Source organism: Methylosinus sp. (assembly GCF_036560965.1).
In the GTDB taxonomy this organism is placed as follows: Bacteria; Pseudomonadota; Alphaproteobacteria; order Rhizobiales; family Beijerinckiaceae; genus Methylosinus.
The window spans coordinates 31971-48572 of sequence record NZ_DATBQF010000032.1 but is presented as its reverse complement, the minus strand read 5'-3'; the positions used below and the strand labels follow the sequence as shown (position 1 = coordinate 48572).

Here is a 16602-nt window from a genome sequence, read left to right as displayed (position 1 = left end):
GCGCGCTTTCGAATGACGGAACCGCCCCGAACCATCCCCGACCTGCCGGACCGCCTGCGGCTGCCGCTGCGCTTCGACGCCGAATCGATCGGCGGGGAAATCGCGGAACGAGCGGAGGACTGGATCGCTCATTTCGTGCCCGAGCATTACGAGGGCGATTGGAGCGTGATCCCGCTGCGCGCCAAGGCCGGCGCGACGCATCCGATCACGATGATCTATTCCGATCCGCTGTGCCGCGACTTCGCGGACACGTCGTTTCTGCGTCTATTCCCGTCCTGCGAAGAGGCCTTGACGCATTTCGCCTGTCCCCTGCTCTCGGTTCGCCTGATGCGTCTCGGCCCGGGCTCGATCATCAAGGAACATCGCGATTTCGATCTCGACTTCGCGCAGGGCGTCGCGCGGCTCCATATTCCGATCGTCACCACTGACGAGGTGGTTTTCACGCTCAACGGTCGCCCGGTGGCGATGGAGGCCGGAAGCTGCTGGTATCTGCGGCTCTCCGATCCGCACTCCGTCGTCAATCACGGACAGCGCGCGCGCATCCACCTCGTTCTCGACGTCGCCGTGAACGACTGGCTCGAGGCGCTTTTCATCGCCGCGCAGAAAGGCGCTCGAATGCAGAATCCACAGGCCTTGCAAGAGTTTCGCCTCTTCGTCGGGGGACGCGCCGATCTCGTGGCGCGTCTGCGGCCGATCGAAGACATCGACGCCTTTATCCACGACGTTGTCGCCGCGGGCGCAGAGCAGGGCTTCGTCTTCGACGCGGAGGATGTCGTGTCGGCGCTCCGCGTCGGCCAGCGCCTCTGGCTGTCGCCCTGGGCGACGGTGCTATGAGCACGCGCGATTTCAACGGCTGGACGCCCTATCGCGCTGCATGGCTCGGCGATGAGATGATCGTCGATTGGTGCCATCACGGATCGCGGCGCTTCACCGAGCCCTTCTACTACGAAACGATCGCACGGGCCTTCACCCAGCCATTCAATCAATTGTTCCAGAGACGCACTCTGGCGGCGGATCTCGATCTTGTTCCGCCGGGCCTCGCGCCCACGGGCTTCGTCTTTCATATGTCGCGCTGCGGCTCGACGCTGCTCGGCCGAGCGCTCGCGGCGGATCCCGCCAATATCGTCGTCTCGGAAGCGTCGCCTATCCGAAACATTCTCCAGGCGGATCGCTTCGGCTCCGCGACGCGGCCGCAGCGGGCCGCTTGGCTCGCAGGGATCGTCAACGCCTTCGCGCAACGGCGCTTCCCAGAGGAGAAGCATGTCTTCGTGAAATTCTTCGCGGCGGATGTGCTCGATCTTCCCCTGATTCTGGACGTCTTCCCGAATACGCCCTGGGTCTTCCTGTGTCGTCATCCATTGGAGATTCTCGCCTCCCAGCGCGCAGCCGGCGGCGTCGACACGACGAAGGGAAACATCCCGCCACATCTCCTCGGGCTTGCGCCCGATGACCTCGACGATATGAGCAATGAAGTCTATCTCTGCCGCGTGATGGCGGCCTTCGGGCGAGCGGCGCTGGCTGCCCATCGCCCGGGCCGGAGCCTCATCCTCGACTATCGCGACCTGCCTTCGGCGCTATACGACCGCTTGCCGGCGCATTTCGGCCTTGCGCTCGACGATGCGACGCGCGCAGCGATGACGATGGTCCTCGGAAGCGACGCCAAAAATCCTTCGGTCGCATTCCAAGAAGATTCGGCGATCAAGCGCGCCGCGGCGGCCCCTTTCGCCGAGCTCGTCGAGCTCCTCGTGGGACCGACCTATGCGGCGCTGACTCAGGCCGCGCGCGCGTCCGACGCCTCGCTCGGGACCGCATAGAGCCTGCGCGGCGCCATCGGCGCGCTCTTTTCCGCATGTGGCGTGGGCGATGACGCCCATCCGCGCCGAACGCTCGACTCATAGGCGAGGGCGAGCGCGACATGGGAGCCGGAGAGCTGCTCGAACAGCGATGACGGCAGCATCATCGCCTCCCCGCCTATGGTCCAGCGCCAAGCAGTCCCGTCCATCTCCTCCTCGGCATGAAAGCAGGAGGCGAGCCGAGGATCATCGAGAGGAATTTGCGTCGCGGTCCGTCCGTCCGACGCGGAGAGGCCATAGATCGAAATCCCGAGCCGCCGGCTGTCTGGATGAGAGCCGACATCGGCGGGCACGAAGCTCGAGGACTGCAGGCGAATGTCCTGCGCCGCCCGGGGGAACAGAAACACCGCCGAACCATCAGCCAGAAGCGGCCGATATTCGACTCCATCCGCCACGAGCCGCAAATCGGCGTCGAAGTCGCGCTGATAGCCGAGACGCTCGGCCCGCGTCTCGAGCTGCATGCGCACGGCCGCGACGACGAGATCCGACGCGAAAGGCCGGCAGAAATCCGCTTCGGAGAGGCGCTCGACGCGCGCATCGCCGTAGCTTTCAGAAAAAGCGCCGCGCTCGCCGGTCGCGCTGTAGCTTTCCGCCGGCAGGCCATTCGCGATCAGAATGTCATGGCTCTCGAGCTCGACGTGCCAATAATCGGCGACCTCGGTCGGAACGCGCGTGATCGTCGCGCCATTGACCAGATCGGTCGCACGAACCAGCACCTCGCCGAGGAAATCGACGCAGATGGCGTGGGCGGGCGAGACATAGAGATCGCGCTCGGGACGTTTCTCGGCGAAGGCGCCGGCCGCGATCCGCACCGGCCAGGCGTCGCGTGGCGTCGCGCGCGGCGCGCAGTCGATCATCCGATGACCGATCCAGACGATCGGACGCGCCTTGCCCCCCGCCGTCAGGACGAGCTCGCCGACGCGCAAATTCTCGACGGCGACATCGCCGCGCGGCGTGCGGATCAGCGTGCCCGCCGCGAAACAGGTGATGGTCACAGAAACAGTATTCGCATTCACGAAGCCGCCCGAGCCGTTGAATGTGTCCTGGAGATAGGCGCTCCTGCCGCTGTCGTAGTAGAAATCGACGTTCGGCCCGGTATAGCCGGTGATGAACTCATTACCATTCGCGGTCGGATCATTGGTGATGAAATTGATCCCCTTGAAATTGACATAGGCGCTGTTCGGACCGTTTTGCGCCGGCCAGAAGTGATTGTCGTTCCCTTCCGCGCCGCCCGGGGCGACAACGCCGTTGATCTGGTAGGCCGTGCTGCCGACCTTGTAGGTCCCGGTAGCGTTGGTGACGGTGTATGATCCGTCTCCATTGAGCGTGTCGCTATAGGTCAGATTGAGCGTCACGTCGATTTGGGTATTCGCAGGGACGCCGAGCGGGCTCGCCGGAATTGTGTACGAAATCGTCGCCGTTCCCATGAATAGCCCCCAAATTTATCAATCTATGAGGCCGCGCCTCATCGCGTGAAACAAATTGTTGATAGTTTAGCAATGAGATTGTGTCAACATTCGACCACAAAAGCATCTGTGGGAGCGCAACGCCACCCGTGCCGATCGCCTCGGATGCAAGGCCGGCATTTTTCCGGCCCGCCGCAGAAACATCAAATCGGACAAATTACTTACGCGAAAGACAACGCTGTCCGCAGGCGGCGCGCGACGCCGCGTCGGCCCCGCCGACGAAGAACGGCCCATTGGCGTCCCAACGCCCGAATGGCGAAGCCGGCCGGCGTCCGCTATCATCGGAGATATCGTTCGTATTTTTGGAGGCGAAATGGACGTCAAGGGGTTGCAGGACGCGCTCGCCGCGCTGAAAAGCCTGATCGCGACGCTCGGCCTCGTCCTGGCGATCGGCTTCGCCATCGTGAACGCCGAGGCGATCGGCGACGGCCTTTCCGCTCTGGCGGATCGCTTCGGCGGGCTGCGCGGGGCGGAGATCGCCGGCGTCAAGCTCGATTTCGGCGAAGCGACGATCGAAAAGCGCGTGCCGTCCGATCTTTTCGAACGGCTCGACACGAAGGACAAGCGCCGCGTCTCCCGCGATTTGAACGCGCTCGAGCCTCGCATGGCGCTGCGGTTGCTGCAGGTCGGCCTGCTCGCCAATCTCTGCGAATTCGAGCTGGCGACCACGTCGATGATCGACGATTTCAGCACCGACCGCCATTTGCAGGATCGGGGTCTCGCGACGCTGGTCGACAATCCGCAGACGAAGGCCAAGGTGCTCGCCATTCAGGCGAAGGCGGGCAAGAAGCCCGACATAGGCGAGCCGCGCGCCTGCTACGACATAGCGCTGACCGATCACGGCTGGGACGTGCGAACCGCGCTCGTCCATGTGGTGAGCGCCGGCTTCGGCTCGGCGCCCTCGGTCCGCGATCCGACGCCCGAGCCGGAGGCCGCGCTGGAGCAGCGCAGCCTCTCCAAAAAACGCTGAGCGGTTTCTCGGCGATGCGTTCCAGATTCGGAGAACGCCTTAAGTATTGAGCAGGGTCCCCCGGCTACTCTGCCTTCCGTAGCCGGCGGTGTGTCGCCAGCGTCAAGGGACCATGTCGATGTCCAGCTCTATCGTCCGAACCGCCGTCGGCGGCGCGTTTTTCACGCTTGTCGCATCTCAATCGCTCGTTCACGTTCTTTCGCAGGTGCAGGCGAAGACCTCTCCCTACCGCCCTCAGGCGGAATACGCCGCTCCGACGCGCGCTTATGCGCCCGCGCCGCCGAGCGCGACGCTGGGCGAGACGACCATCGTCGCCGATCGGCTCGGCCAATATTCCGCCAATGTCGAGATCGAAGGCCAGCGCGTCCGCATGCTGGTGGACACGGGCGCGAGCACGGTGGTTCTGTCCTATGAGGACGCCGCTGCAATCGGCTATCTGCCGGCGCCCGCCGATTTCAAATATCCCGCCCAGACCGCCAATGGCGTCGCCCATATGGCGCGCGTGACGCTGCGCGAGGCGCGTCTCGGCGCGGTCGCGCTGCGCAATGTCGACGCCTATGTCGCCGAGCGCGGCTCTCTCGGGGCGAGCCTGCTGGGCATGACCTTCCTGTCGCGCCTGTCCCGCATCGAAGCCGGAGCCGGCAGGCTGGTTCTGCGTCAATAGGCGCAGGCTCGGACACGGCGGCTGCGGAGCCTCTCGCGCGGGAGCGTGAAACATGCCATCTTGCGGCATGCCGCTCCCCCGCCAGCTTTCCGTCTTCGCTCTGGTGGGCGTCGTCGCGACGACCCTTCATTACGCCGTGCTCGTCGGCCTGGTGGAGCTCGCCGCCTGGGCGCCCGTGCCCGGCGCGCTCGCCGGCTATCTCTCCGGCGGGATCGTCTCCTATTTCCTCAATCGCCGACATACATTCGCGAGCGATCGGCCGCATGAGGAGACGACGTGGCGCTTCGCCCTCGTCGCCTTCGTCGGCTTCTGTCTCACCTATGGCTTCATGGGCCTTTTCGTCGATCGGATGGGCGCGCCCTATCTGCCGGCGCAGATCGTCACCACGGGAGTCGTCTTCTTCTGGTCCTATCTCGGCAATCGCCTTTGGACCTTCCGCGCCGGGCCGGCCTGAACGGCCCGCCCGGCGCCGTTCTCGTCAGGCCGCCTCACGGCGCTCCGCGTCCATGGCGCAGGCGCCGCGGCGCGACAGCGGCGGCGTCCAGCCGCGCAACTGATCGCAATTATAAGCGACGATCAGCATGATCTGCGCGCCGTTCAATTGCGAGAAGAGCGACTGCGGCAGCGCGAGTCCATCGCCTTGGGTCCAGCGCCAGGCACAATGCTCGCCCATCTCCTCCGGATGGAAGGATACGGCGAGTTGTGGATGATCGAGCGAAATTCGCACGATCTCCCGACCGTCTGTCGCCACGAGGCCCCTCAGAGACAGGCCGAGGCGACGCATGTCGGCGCACAGGCCGGTGTCATCCGCCGGAACAAAGCTCGTCGAAAGCAGCCGTATATCCTGCGCGTCATGCGGAAATGAAAATATCGCCGAGCCTTCGGCGCGGACCGGCGAGATCTCCGCTCCATCGACGAGGAGGCGCACGGCGGCGTCGAATTCGCGCCGATATCCCAAGCGCTCCGCACGCGCCACGAGCTGCTCGCGCACGGCCGCTACAACCGCCTCCGAAGCAAAGGGGCGGCAGAAGTCGGAGTCGAAACGCCGCTCCGACGCCGGCGAGCCTTGGATGTGGAGGAAGAAGCCGCGCTCGCCAGTCGCGCTATAGCTCTCGGAAGGAAGATTTTCGGCGATCAGAATATCGTGGCTCTCGAGCTCGACATGCCAATAATCGACCGTCTCGACCGGAACACGCATAATCGTCGCGCCATTGACGAGGCTCTGCGCATGGATCAGCGCCTCGCCGACGCAATCGACGCAGAGACCATGCCCCGGCGAGACATAGAGATCGCGCGCCGGACGATTTTCGCCGAAAGCGCCGGCCGCGATGCGCACCGGCCAGGCGTCGCGCGGCGTCGCGCGCGCCGTGCAATCGATCTCGCGATGGCCGATCCAGACGATCGGACGCTCGCGCCCTTCCGTCGTCACGACGAGATCGCCGATGCGCAGATTCTCGACGGCGATCTCGCCGCGCGCCGTGCGGATCAGCGTGCCGGTGACGAAGCAAGTCACGGTCGCGCTGAAATTGGTCGCGGCGAGCGGACTTTTCTGGACGCCCGTGTCCTGAAGATAGGCCTGCTGGCGTGGATCATAGTAGAGATCGACATTGGGGCCGACATAGCTTCCGTTGCCGCCGGTCTGATTGCCATTGGCGGCGGGATAGTTGGTGACGAAATTGACGCCGTTGTAGTCGACATAGGCCCCGTTCGGGCCGTTGCCGCTCGGCCAAAAATGATTGTCCGCGCCCTCGGCCGATCCGCTCGGATCGATAACGCCGGTGACATTGTAGACCGTTCCATTCACGGAATAGGTCCCGCTCGCACTCGTGACCGTGTGCGAGCCGTCGGCGTTGAGCGCATCGGCGTATGTGAGATTGAGCGTGACGTCGATATTGGGAGTTCCCTCCGCCGCATTGGAAGGAATTGTATAATTTACTGTAGAAGTGCCCATATTGATCACCATAAAAACCAACACTACAGAAAAAAGACCTCATATCCGAAGCATGGGAGATATTGATCTCGACCGGAACCTCGATTTAATCCAATAATAGAAATAACGCTTGATTTGACTCTTTTCATAAACCACAAGTTGTAATCGATCAATCCGTTGCAGTTCGTACGTCGCCTCCGCCGCGCCGCGGCCCCTCCTCACCCGCCGACATTCTGAATGCGGCCCCAAGTGCTCTTCGTGCCCCATATGCCCTGGCGCAGCGCCTCCAATTGCACGATTTGCGAGTGGTCGACGAAGAGATTGACCTCATTGCCGTAATTCTTGACGTACCATTCGAAGACCGGCGGATCGGCCGCCTCGAACATCACTTTCTCGAGGCCGATCTTGTCGATGACGCGCGCCGCGACATCGGTGCGCCAGCGCGTCACATTCTCGGTGATCCCTTCGCTCTCGATCATGATGATGTCGGCGCCGGCGTCGAGCGCGCGCTCGGCCTGCGCGATGAGCCAGGAGACGTCGCGCGTTCCCTCCGCCTCCAATTCCGCCGCCGCCGTATCGCCGCCCGCGCCGAATTGAATGCCGACCTCTGGCTTGGCCTTCAGCCCGGCCTTCTTCACCATGCGCACCAGCCGCAACATGCTCTCGATCGGCAGGCTGACGAAGCCCGCCGAAATCTCCACCACGTCGAAGCCGAGCGATTTCGCCTCCTCGATATAGCGGCCGATGGCGTCCGGGCCGAAGCGCAGCACATTCTCGATCCAACCGCCGGTCGAGACATAGGCGCCATGGTCGTGAACAGTCTTGTTGAAGCTCTTCACCGCCTCGGGCGGCATCAGCGCGAAGGAGCCGCCGGCGTATTTCACGCCGTCGATCCAGGCGCCCATCGTCTCGAAGAGATCCGCGAGATGGCGCTTTCCGTAAGCGCTGTAATAGGGCCCGCGGATTTCCGTGAGTCCGCGCTGGCGCGGCTTTGCCGTGCGCGCGGCGCGCGGAATGAAGGAGAATGTGGTCTCGGCCATGGCGTTCACCTAGCGTGCTCGAGTGCGAGCCTGAAGGCTGGCGGTCCAATGCGGTCGCTGGACCGCCAGCCTTCAGGCTCGCATTCGTCGCTCCGCCTGCGCCGATCCGCCGATCCGCCCGAGCAGCGCTGTCAGCTCCGCGACCTGCCGACGCTCCAGCGTCTCGACCACATCGGCGATGGCGTCGCGCTCGGCCGCGCTCGTCTTCGCGCATGAGACGCGATCGAATTTGCGCCGCGCCGCCGCCCAGTCGAAAGGATCGGTGTAGAAGCCGTGATAGTCGTCACGCGAGCAGGCGAGCAGACGCCCGTCCTCGAGCTCGATCGCGAGCCGCGCCGGCAGCCATTTCGGAAATAGCGCCGAAAGCTCGGCCGAGGGCGCGACGCTCACCTTGCGCAGCAGCGTCTGCACATCCTCGGCCAGAATGCGCTGCGGAGCATATTGCTCCGGCTGCACCTCGCCGTCGATGAGCGCGACGGCGAGCATGTAGGGAAGGCTGTGATCGGCCTCCTCCTTATTGCGCACGAGGCGCTTGTCGCCCTCCTCGCCGCCGCCGATGATCTGAAAGGCGACCGCGAAAGTCTCGAGCCGCGCCTCGCGCACCGCCGCCGCGGAAAAGCCGGGCCGCGCGCGAATGTCGAGCGCCGCGTCGAGCGCCGATTGCGAATGGATCTCGGCATTGTGCTTCTTGACGATGGTGCGCGTGACGCTCTCCAGATCCTCGCGCAGCCAGTCGTTCTCGAAAGCGCCGGCGATGGTCTCCTTGAAGCCCTTATTGCCTTCGAAGACCTCCCCCGGCCCAGTGATCCCATGCGCGGCGAGCAGCGCCGCATGGGTCGCCGCCATTGCCGTATTGGGATAGGCGAGCCCCTTCCAATGCGAGAGCGCGCCCGTGCGCGTCACGCGCAGCGCATTATTGGCGGTTCCGCTGATGGCGATGGCGTTGGCGATTTTTTCGCGCGAGAGCCCGAGCGCCTTGGCGACGCCGGCGGCCGCCGCATAGGCGCCCTGCACCGTATGATCGAAACCCTTCGCCCGCACCGGCGCGACGTCGCTGAGCCTCGTATGGACCTGATAGGCGACCGCGAGCGCCGTCAAAAATTCCACGCCGCTCGCGTCGCGCATTTCCGCCGCGGCGAGAACGGCGCCGAGATTGTCGGACGGATGGCAGGTCTCGCCGGGAGCGAGATAGCTGTCCATGAAATCGAGATAGCGGGAGAGCGCGCCATTGTAGAAGGCGGCGCGGTCGGGCGCCGATTTGCCGCCGCCGATCAGCGTCGCGAGCGGCGCGCCGCCGAGCGCGCGCGTCAGCTCGCGGATCGCCGCGATGGGCGGCGCATCGAGCGCCCCGATGGCGACGCCGATCGTATCGAGAACGCGGATTTTCAGTTGGCCGAGCGCGGCCTCGCTCATCTCCTCGAGCCGCGCCCGTTCGACGAATTCCGCGAGCGTCTGAACCTCGGTCATCGGCGAGATTCCTATTGGCCGTTAGTACCTGTCGCCGAGGCGCGCGCAATCAAGCCTTGGCGCTCTTCGTATCATTGTGGCTTTTCACCACGAAGCGCCAAGGACACGACGCTTTACGTCCCTCTCGGCTTCGCCCGCGTCGTCGGCGCGGCGCTGGCGGGGTCGTCGGGCCAGGGATGGCGCGGATAGCGGCCCTTCATCTCGCGCTTCACCTCGGCCCAGGAGCCGGCCCAAAAGCCCGGCAGATCGCGCGTCGTCTGGATCGGCCGATGCGCCGGGGACAGAAGCTCCAGCGTCAAGGGAACGCGGCCCTTGGCGAGCGTCGGATGCGTCGCGAGGCCGAACAGCTCCTGCACCCGCACCGACAATAGCGGGCCATTGGCGGCCGAATAGTCGAGCGCATGGCGCGAGCCGGCGGGCGTCTCGAAAAACGCCGGCGCCTCCTGATCGAGCCGCCGCGTCAGCGCATAGGGGAGCAGGGCCGCGAGCGCTGCGTCGAGATCGTCCGCCGTGATCGCGGCGACGCTCGCGCGCCCCGCGATGAAAGGCGCGAGCCAATCCTCGACGTTTTTCGCCAATCCTTCGTCGCTCACGTCCGGCCAGGAGTCATCGCTCTCCGCGCGGCGCAGAAAGGCGATGCGATCGCGCAGCTGCGCCTGCGCCTTGCTCCAGGGCAGACGGGACATTCCGAGGCCGGCGGCGCCGCGGGCGAGAATGACGGCATTGTCCTCGCTGGCCTCCACCGCGAGATTCTGCTCGGCGAGGCGGATCGCGCCGAGCCGTCGAGAGCGCCGCCGCCGCAGGCTCGCGCTCTGCGGATCGAAGATGGTCTCGTCGCGCGTCTCGATGCGATCGGCGCCGATGCGCTCCACCTCTTCGGCCGTGAGCGCGCAGGCCGCGAGAATGCGCGCCTGCGCGGCGCGGCCGGCGATTTCGGCGATCGCCAGAAACGGCGCTCGGGCGAGACGGTCGTGCGGCTGCACGGCGGCGGCGCGGCCATTCGCCATCAGAAATTCGCCGCCCGCGCCGCGCGCCTTGGCGATGCGGTCCGGATAGGCCATGGCGATCAGCGCGCCATCGGAGAGATCGGCCTCCGCCTCGCGCGCGACGGAGGCTTTCGCCCGCGACGCCCAGCCGGACGATAGCCGCTGCGCATCGCGCGCGCGGCGCGCATTGTCGGAGCGGAAACGGTCGAGGCGTTCGGAGAGGTCGCCGGATGGTCCCCCGAGACCGCGCTCGGAGAGCAGCAGAGCGAGATCGGCGGCGCGTTCCGCCTCGCCATGGCTCGCCGCCTCGAGGATCATGCGGGCGAGGCGCGGCGCGAGCGGCAGAGCGCGGATCGCGCGGCCCGTGACGGTGAGCGCGCCCGTCTCGTCGAGCGCGCCGAGCGTGCGCAGCAGCGCGACCGCCTCCTTCCAGGCCGGCGCCGGCGGCGGATCGAGCCAGGCGAGCTTATTCGGATCATCCAGCCCCCAGGAGCGCAGATCGAGCGCGAGGCCGGACAGATCCGCGGCGAGAATTTCCGGCGCCGCGAAGGCGGGGAGCGAGGCGGTCGCGGCCTCGTCCCACAGGCGATAGCACACGCCCGGCTCGGTGCGCCCCGCCCTGCCCCGACGCTGATCGACGCTGGCCCGCGCGGCGCGCACCGTCTCGAGCCGCGTGAGGCCGAGATCGGGCTCAAAACGCGCGACGCGCGAGAGGCCGCAATCGATGACGACGCGCACGCCTTCGATCGTCAGCGACGTCTCGGCGATCGAGGTGGCGAGCGTGACCTTGCGCCGCCCAGGCGCCGCCGGCGCGACGGCGAGGTCCTGCTCCTTGCGGTCCATCGCGCCGAACAGCGGCGCGACATCGACATCGGCGGGCAGGCGCCGCTCGGCGAGCAGATTGGCGACGCGCTGTATCTCGCCCTGTCCCGGCAGGAAGACGAGAAGCGAGCCCTTCTCCTCCGCCAGCGCGCGCGACACTGCGCGGACGATCGCCTCCTCCAGCCGCTCGTTGGAATCGCGGCCGAGATAGCGCGTCTCGACCGGAAAGGCGCGACCCTCGCTCTCGACGATCTCCGCGCCGCGCATGAGGCCGGCGACGCGCGCTCCGTCGAGCGTCGCCGACATTGCGACGATGCGCAGATCGTCGCGCAGCCCCGCCTGCGCATCGAGCGCCAGCGCGAGCCCGACATCGGCGTCGAGCGAGCGCTCGTGGAATTCGTCGAAGAGAACCGCGGCGATTCCTTCGAGCATGGGATCATCGAGGATCATGCGCGCGAAGACGCCTTCGGTGACGACCTCGACGCGCGTCTTGGCGGAGACTTTCGACTCGAGCCGCATGCGCAGGCCGATCGTCTCGCCGACGGATTCGCGCAATGTCGCGGCCATGCGCGCGGCGGCGGCGCGCGCGGCGAGACGGCGCGGCTCCAGCAGGATGATCTTGCCGCCCTTAGCCCAATCGGCGTCGAGCAGAGCGAGCGGGATGCGCGTCGTCTTGCCGGCGCCGGGGGGCGCCACGACGACGAGATTGCCCGCTTCGCCGAGCGCCGCCGTCACGCGCGGCAGCGCCTCGTCGATCGGCAGACTGTCGGAGAATGCGATCAAGGACGGCGCCGCGCAGGACGCGCGCGCTCACTTCTGCTTGGCGATGATCTTGTCCTTGATCTTCTCATAGACGCCCTTGGGGAGGATGTTCTTTTGATAGAGCTCGTCCTTGCCCTTATAGGGCCGTCCCTTGACGATCGCCACGGAGCGCGCCTCGCCAATGCCGGGAAGCGCATCGAGCTCTTCTTTCGTCGCCGAATTTATGTCGAGCAGCTCGGCCGGCTTGGCGGCGGCGGGCTCCTTGGCGGGCTCCGGCGCCGGCGCGACTGGCTTGGCGGGCGCGCTCTTGGCCGGCTTGGCGGCGGGCGTGGCCGGCTGCGGCGCCTGAGCCAGCGCGCTGGCGGCGAAGGTCGAAAGGACGGCGAACAGGCAAAGGCGCAAAATATGTCGCATGGAGAAGCCTCGCGTCGGGAGGGATTGGCGCGCGGAGGGTGGCGTCTCGCGAAAGCCGGGTCAAGCGGTGGAGGATGCGGTCATTCCCCCGCCAGCGCCCGCATCGCCGCCTCATGCACGCGCTTGTCGCCGGCGGCGATGATCGCGCCGCCCAGCGCCGCGGGGCCGCCGTCCCATGTGGTGACGATCCCGCCCGCGCCTTCCACGATCGGGATCAGCGCGACAATGTCGTAAGGATTGAGATTGGTCTCGATGACGAGATCGACATGCCCGGCGGCCAGCGCGCAATAGGCGTAGCAGTCGCCGCCATAGCGCGAGAGTCGCGTCTGCGCCTCGACGCGGAAGAAATCATCGCGCCGCCTCTCGTCGATGAGCTTCGGCGATGTCGTCATCAAAGTCGCCTCGGCGAGCGAGGCGCAAGGACGCGTCTGCAGCTTGCGGCGATCCTCGGCGGGCGGCGGCGGCGCCCGCCATCCCGATTCAGGATGATGGTGGCGGGCGGGCCCGCGCCAATAGGCCGCCTCGCCGTCGCCGGAGAAGCGCTCGCGCGTGAAGGGCTGGTGCATCAGCCCATAGCAGGGCCAGCCGCGATGCTGGAGGCCGATCAGCGTGCCCCACAGCGGTAGCCCGCAAATAAAGCTCTTGGTGCCGTCGATGGGATCGAGCACCCAGACATATTCGGCGTCGGCGCGGACATTGCCGAACTCCTCGCCGATGATCCCATGATCGGGAAACGTCCGCTCGATCAGCCGCCGCATCGCGGTCTCGGCGGCGCGGTCGGCCTCGGTCACCGGATCGAAGGCGCCGCCGGGGGCCTTGTCCTCGGCGGCGAGGCTCGTGCGGAAGAAGGGCAGGATCGCCTCGCCCGATGCGTCGGCGAGGCGTTCGACGAATTTCTCGAAATCGACGGCGGTCATTGCCTCTCCGGGCGGTGATATTATTCGGCGGCGGCGCGCTGCTCGCGCGGCCCGACGAGCTGCGTCAGCAGCCGCACGATCTCGCCGAGCCGCGAGGCCAGCAGATCGAAGTCGACGCCGCGACGCAGATCGGCCTCGTTCATATAAAGATTTCGCGAGATTTCGATCTGCACCGCATGCCAGCCGGCGCCGGGCTTGCCGTAATGCTCGGTGATATAGCCGCCCGCATAGGGCCGATTGCGCTGCACATGATAGCCCCACTGCCGCAGCCGCGCCTCTATCGCGTCGACGACATCGGAGGAGCAGCTCGCGCCGAAACGGTCGCCGAGCACGAAATCCGGCTTGCGCTTCTCACGCCCGGAGACGCTCTCCTTGGCGACATTGGAGGGCATGGAGTGGCAGTCGACCAGCAGCGCCACGCCGAAGCGGCGGCGCGCCCGCTCCATCAGCCCGCGCAGCGCCGCGTGATAGGGCTTGTGCAGGCTGTCGATGCGATGCAGCGCGTCGGCGACGCGCAGCCGGCCGGAATAGATCTCGCGCGCGTCGGCGACGACGCGGGGAATGGTGCCGAGACCCGCCGCCACGCGCAGCGAGCGGGTGTTGACGAATTCGGGCAGCGCATCCTCGAACATGCGCGGATCGAGCTCATAGGGCTCGCGGTTCAAATCGAGAAAAGCGCGCGGAAAATGCGCCATGAGCAGCGGCGCGCCGAGCGTCGGCGCGAGGGCGAAGAGCTCGTGCACATGCGCGTCCTCGGACCGGCGCAGGCTCGAGATGTCGAGGCGCGAGCTGGCGAGGAAGCTCGCCGGATAGATGGCGCCCGAATGAGGCGACGAGAAAACGAGCGGCGAGCAGAGCTCGGCGGGCTCGACCAGCTCGAACGGAACATGGAGCTCGGGGTCGGCGGGCCGCGGGCTCTCGGCCCGCTCCTCGTCCATCATCGTCTGGACCTCATCGATCTCACTCTCATTTCGCCCCCGCGAGAGAATATCGCAAAAAGCAGCATAGTCTCTTCGACGCGCATATTCCCGAAAATTTCCATTCATGCGAGACAAGGGCCGGAATTTTGCCCGCCGGCGTGAGCGGGTCCTTATTTTCACCCGATTTTTACCAAACTGCGCCCTTATGCGAAAGAACATGCGAGGAGCGATATGACCGACAAGATTGCCGCGAAAATCCTGCTGGCGGAAGACGACACCGACATGCGCCGCTTTCTGGTCCGCGCGCTGCAGACGGCCGGATTTTCCGTCACGTCCTTCGACAACGGCCTCTCCGCCTATGATCAGCTCCGCGTCGAGCCTTTCGAGCTGCTGCTCACCGACATCGTCATGCCGGAGATGGACGGCATAGAGCTGGCGCGACGGGCGACCGAGCTCGATCCGGACATAAAAGTCATGTTCATCACCGGCTTTGCGGCGGTCGCCCTCAATCCGGACAATCAGGCGCCGCGACAGGCGAAAATCCTCTCCAAGCCCTTCCATCTCAAGGACCTCGTCAATGAGGTGCAGCGTCTGCTCGCTGCCTGACCGCGCCGCCGCGCGACAAAACGCGTCGCGCGCGACCTTGCTCCTTTGCGCGCCATGCGCTATGAGCGCCGCCAAACGCCGGCGTCGGCGCGGCTCTCAGTTCGAGGAAAGACGATGAAGAACGAAATCCATCCCGACTATCACACGATCAGGGTCGTGATGACCGACGGATCGGAGTATTTCACCCGCTCGACCTGGGGCTCCGAGGGCGACACGCTCAATCTCGACATCGACCCCAAGACGCATCCGGCCTGGACCGGCGGCTCGGCGCAGCTGCTCGACCGTGGCGGCCGCCTGTCGCGCTTCAACTCGCGCTTCGGCAATCTGACCTTCGGCAAGAAGTAAGCACGCCGCATTCGCGACGCCAAAAAAAAGCCGCGCATGAGCGCGGCTTTTTTGGTCTGTCTCTTTGCGCTGCGGGTCGCGCGGCCTCACAGGCCCGGAGCGAAGGCGTTGCGCAGCCTCTGGAGCTGCGCCTCGACAGGGCTCTCCGACTGCGTCGGAGCATAGCCCGCTTCCGTTCCATAGATCAGCTGATCGAGATGAATCACCCGCGCCTGCAGGCGTAGCGAGTGAATGGCGAGATCGCGCAGCTTTTGCGGGAGATGCGCGAAAACGTCCGGATTGGACGCGAGCTCCTGCTGCGACAGCCGCACCTTATGCTTGTCGCTCGCGGCCTGCGCCCTGGTGATTTCCGCCTGATTGACCGCCCGCTGCAACAGCAGCCAGGACGCGATCTGCATCAGCCGGGTCGTCAGCCGCATGCTCTCGGCCGCATAGGCGAGAGCTTCCGGGCGCGGCAGCGCCTTGGCGTCGTCACGGCCGGCCCCGTCGAGATAGGCGGCGGCCTCCTCGACCAGCGCCATGCCCTCGCGAAACATGGCCCCGAATGCCTCCGACCCCGCCAGCTTCTCCGCGAAGGAGACCGGAGTCTGAACGATTTCCACAGAATCCGACGCTTGCCCCATGATACGACGCTCTCGAACGCTCGAACGCCGCGATTGGGTCACGCCGTTCCGATAGGTCCCTATGTAACGCAAAATTGCGGGGCGCGCCTTATTAGGTTTTGCTTAACCTTAATCTTTGATTCCGTACGTAATACACCCGAGGTCGCGGTGTGCGGCCGACGCCCGCCCCCTCGCGAGCCCCGCCTGCCCCGGCGCGGCCGATGTTGATGAAGACGATTAGCCGACTGCTTTAAGCAAATGAAATATCGCGTTTTATCAGCCTGCTTTAACCATCGCTCGAAGATCGCCGCAACATCCGCCTCCGGCGCGCGGCGATATCCATAAAAATTGTTCTAGCGCAGCGCTTTAGCTCAAGCTCTTATAGTTCCGCTGGAGGTCTGCGGGAAGGCTGTGCGGTCGGCGCCGGCGATCGTGCGTCCGAGGCCCGCCTTCAGCGCGCCGGCGCAGAGCGCGGCGATCGCCAGCAGCAAACCGACGCGCAGCAATTGCCCTCTGGAGGGCGTCGGTCGGCCGGGCGGGCCGGCGCGCTCGGGGACTGAACCGCTCCGGCCGACCGCCGCAGCGGATCGACCGGCCCTCGTCTCGACGATGTCCACAGGATCGAACCGCACAGGAATAGTCTCCATGAAGCGGGACGCCGCCGAGCGCCACACGAGGGCCCCACTTTGGCGAAACGGCGCTTTCGAAACGGTGAAGGCCGCGACGCGCGTCGTCGTCGCGGTTTATCGCCGGTTAAAGCCGGGACGAAAGATGCGCAGTGAATGCTTGACGCGCCCGCCGCCGGCCTGTCATTTGAAGCCCTCGCCCCCTTTCCCCG

At 65.8% G+C, this 16602-nt stretch carries 17 protein-coding genes; 7 read left to right on the top strand and 10 right to left on the bottom strand.

Going from position 1 to position 16602, the window contains the following annotated elements:
• The first annotated feature begins 12 nt into the window (after positions 1–12).
• Together VIF40_RS10185 and VIF40_RS10180 are read left to right on the top strand one after the other, a co-directional pair.
• Positions 13–834 (top strand): aspartyl/asparaginyl beta-hydroxylase domain-containing protein, encoded by an 822-nt coding sequence (locus VIF40_RS10185; RefSeq protein ID WP_331937407.1) that lies wholly within the window; start codon positions 13–15, stop codon positions 832–834.
• A complete protein-coding gene (locus VIF40_RS10180) occupies positions 831–1814 on the top strand; it encodes a sulfotransferase family protein (protein WP_331937406.1) in 984 nt (327 codons plus the stop codon). The genes VIF40_RS10185 and VIF40_RS10180 overlap by 4 nt, the downstream gene beginning before the upstream one ends.
• Here the strand turns inward: VIF40_RS10180 and VIF40_RS10175 are convergent.
• Positions 1772–3280, bottom strand: coding sequence for a Hint domain-containing protein (locus VIF40_RS10175; protein WP_331937405.1), 1509 nt, complete (start codon positions 3278–3280; stop codon positions 1772–1774). The two genes, VIF40_RS10180 and VIF40_RS10175, sit on opposite strands and share 43 nt — an antisense overlap.
• A 352-nt stretch (positions 3281–3632) precedes the next feature.
• Here VIF40_RS10175 and VIF40_RS10170 point away from each other — a divergent pair, with 352 nt between their 5' ends.
• The 3 genes from VIF40_RS10170 (at position 3633) to VIF40_RS10160 (ending at position 5407) form a co-directional block, all read left to right on the top strand.
• On the top strand, positions 3633–4289 hold the full coding sequence (locus VIF40_RS10170) for a hypothetical protein (protein ID WP_331937404.1): 657 nt from the start codon (positions 3633–3635) through the stop codon (positions 4287–4289).
• 118 nt (positions 4290–4407) lie between these two features.
• A complete protein-coding gene (locus VIF40_RS10165) occupies positions 4408–4953 on the top strand; it encodes a retropepsin-like aspartic protease family protein (RefSeq protein WP_331937403.1) in 546 nt (181 codons plus the stop codon).
• A gap of 67 nt (positions 4954–5020) precedes the next feature.
• A complete protein-coding gene (locus VIF40_RS10160) occupies positions 5021–5407 on the top strand; it encodes a GtrA family protein (RefSeq protein WP_331937436.1) in 387 nt (128 codons plus the stop codon).
• 24 nt (positions 5408–5431) lie between these two features.
• On the opposite strand, the gene VIF40_RS10155 is transcribed toward VIF40_RS10160, so the two are convergent.
• From VIF40_RS10155 to VIF40_RS10125, 7 genes are all read right to left on the bottom strand, one after another.
• Positions 5432–6904, bottom strand: coding sequence for a Hint domain-containing protein (locus VIF40_RS10155; RefSeq protein WP_331937402.1), 1473 nt, complete (start codon positions 6902–6904; stop codon positions 5432–5434).
• A gap of 197 nt (positions 6905–7101) precedes the next feature.
• Positions 7102–7923 carry a phosphosulfolactate synthase gene (locus tag VIF40_RS10150; protein WP_331937401.1) on the bottom strand — a complete coding sequence of 274 codons (822 nt, stop codon included), beginning with the start codon at positions 7921–7923 and terminating at the stop codon, positions 7102–7104.
• A 72-nt stretch (positions 7924–7995) separates the two neighbouring features.
• Positions 7996–9390, bottom strand: a complete 1395-nt coding sequence (locus VIF40_RS10145) for an MmgE/PrpD family protein (RefSeq protein ID WP_331937400.1) — start codon at positions 9388–9390, stop codon at positions 7996–7998.
• Between the two features lie 113 nt (positions 9391–9503).
• Positions 9504–11981: an ATP-dependent helicase HrpB gene (gene hrpB, locus VIF40_RS10140; RefSeq protein WP_414684780.1), complete on the bottom strand. Its 2478-nt coding sequence runs from the start codon at positions 11979–11981 to the stop codon at positions 9504–9506.
• A 27-nt stretch (positions 11982–12008) separates the two neighbouring features.
• The gene (locus VIF40_RS10135; protein WP_331937399.1) at positions 12009–12374 is read right to left on the bottom strand and encodes a ComEA family DNA-binding protein; all 366 of its coding nucleotides are present in this window, start codon (positions 12372–12374) and stop codon (positions 12009–12011) included.
• An 80-nt stretch (positions 12375–12454) separates the two neighbouring features.
• Positions 12455–13291: a histidinol-phosphatase gene (hisN, locus tag VIF40_RS10130; protein ID WP_331937398.1), complete on the bottom strand. Its 837-nt coding sequence runs from the start codon at positions 13289–13291 to the stop codon at positions 12455–12457.
• 20 nt (positions 13292–13311) lie between these two features.
• Positions 13312–14229, bottom strand: a complete 918-nt coding sequence (locus VIF40_RS10125; RefSeq protein WP_331937434.1) for an N-formylglutamate amidohydrolase — start codon at positions 14227–14229, stop codon at positions 13312–13314.
• 213 nt (positions 14230–14442) lie between these two features.
• On the opposite strand from VIF40_RS10125, the gene cpdR reads away from it, so the two are divergent.
• Together cpdR and rpmE are read left to right on the top strand one after the other, a co-directional pair.
• Positions 14443–14817 carry a cell cycle two-component system response regulator CpdR gene (gene cpdR, locus VIF40_RS10120; protein WP_108918517.1) on the top strand — a complete coding sequence of 125 codons (375 nt, stop codon included), beginning with the start codon at positions 14443–14445 and terminating at the stop codon, positions 14815–14817.
• Between the two features lie 114 nt (positions 14818–14931).
• Positions 14932–15162 (top strand): 50S ribosomal protein L31, encoded by a 231-nt coding sequence (gene rpmE, locus VIF40_RS10115; protein ID WP_331937397.1) that lies wholly within the window; start codon positions 14932–14934, stop codon positions 15160–15162.
• A gap of 86 nt (positions 15163–15248) precedes the next feature.
• Here rpmE and VIF40_RS10110 read toward each other — a convergent pair whose 3' ends face one another.
• Together VIF40_RS10110 and VIF40_RS10105 are read right to left on the bottom strand one after the other, a co-directional pair.
• Entirely contained in the window at positions 15249–15785 is a 537-nt protein-coding gene (locus tag VIF40_RS10110) for a DUF1465 family protein (protein ID WP_331937396.1), read from the bottom strand.
• Between the two features lie 350 nt (positions 15786–16135).
• Positions 16136–16411 carry a hypothetical protein gene (locus VIF40_RS10105; RefSeq protein WP_331937395.1) on the bottom strand — a complete coding sequence of 92 codons (276 nt, stop codon included), beginning with the start codon at positions 16409–16411 and terminating at the stop codon, positions 16136–16138.
• Between the last annotated feature and the right edge of the window lie 191 nt (positions 16412–16602).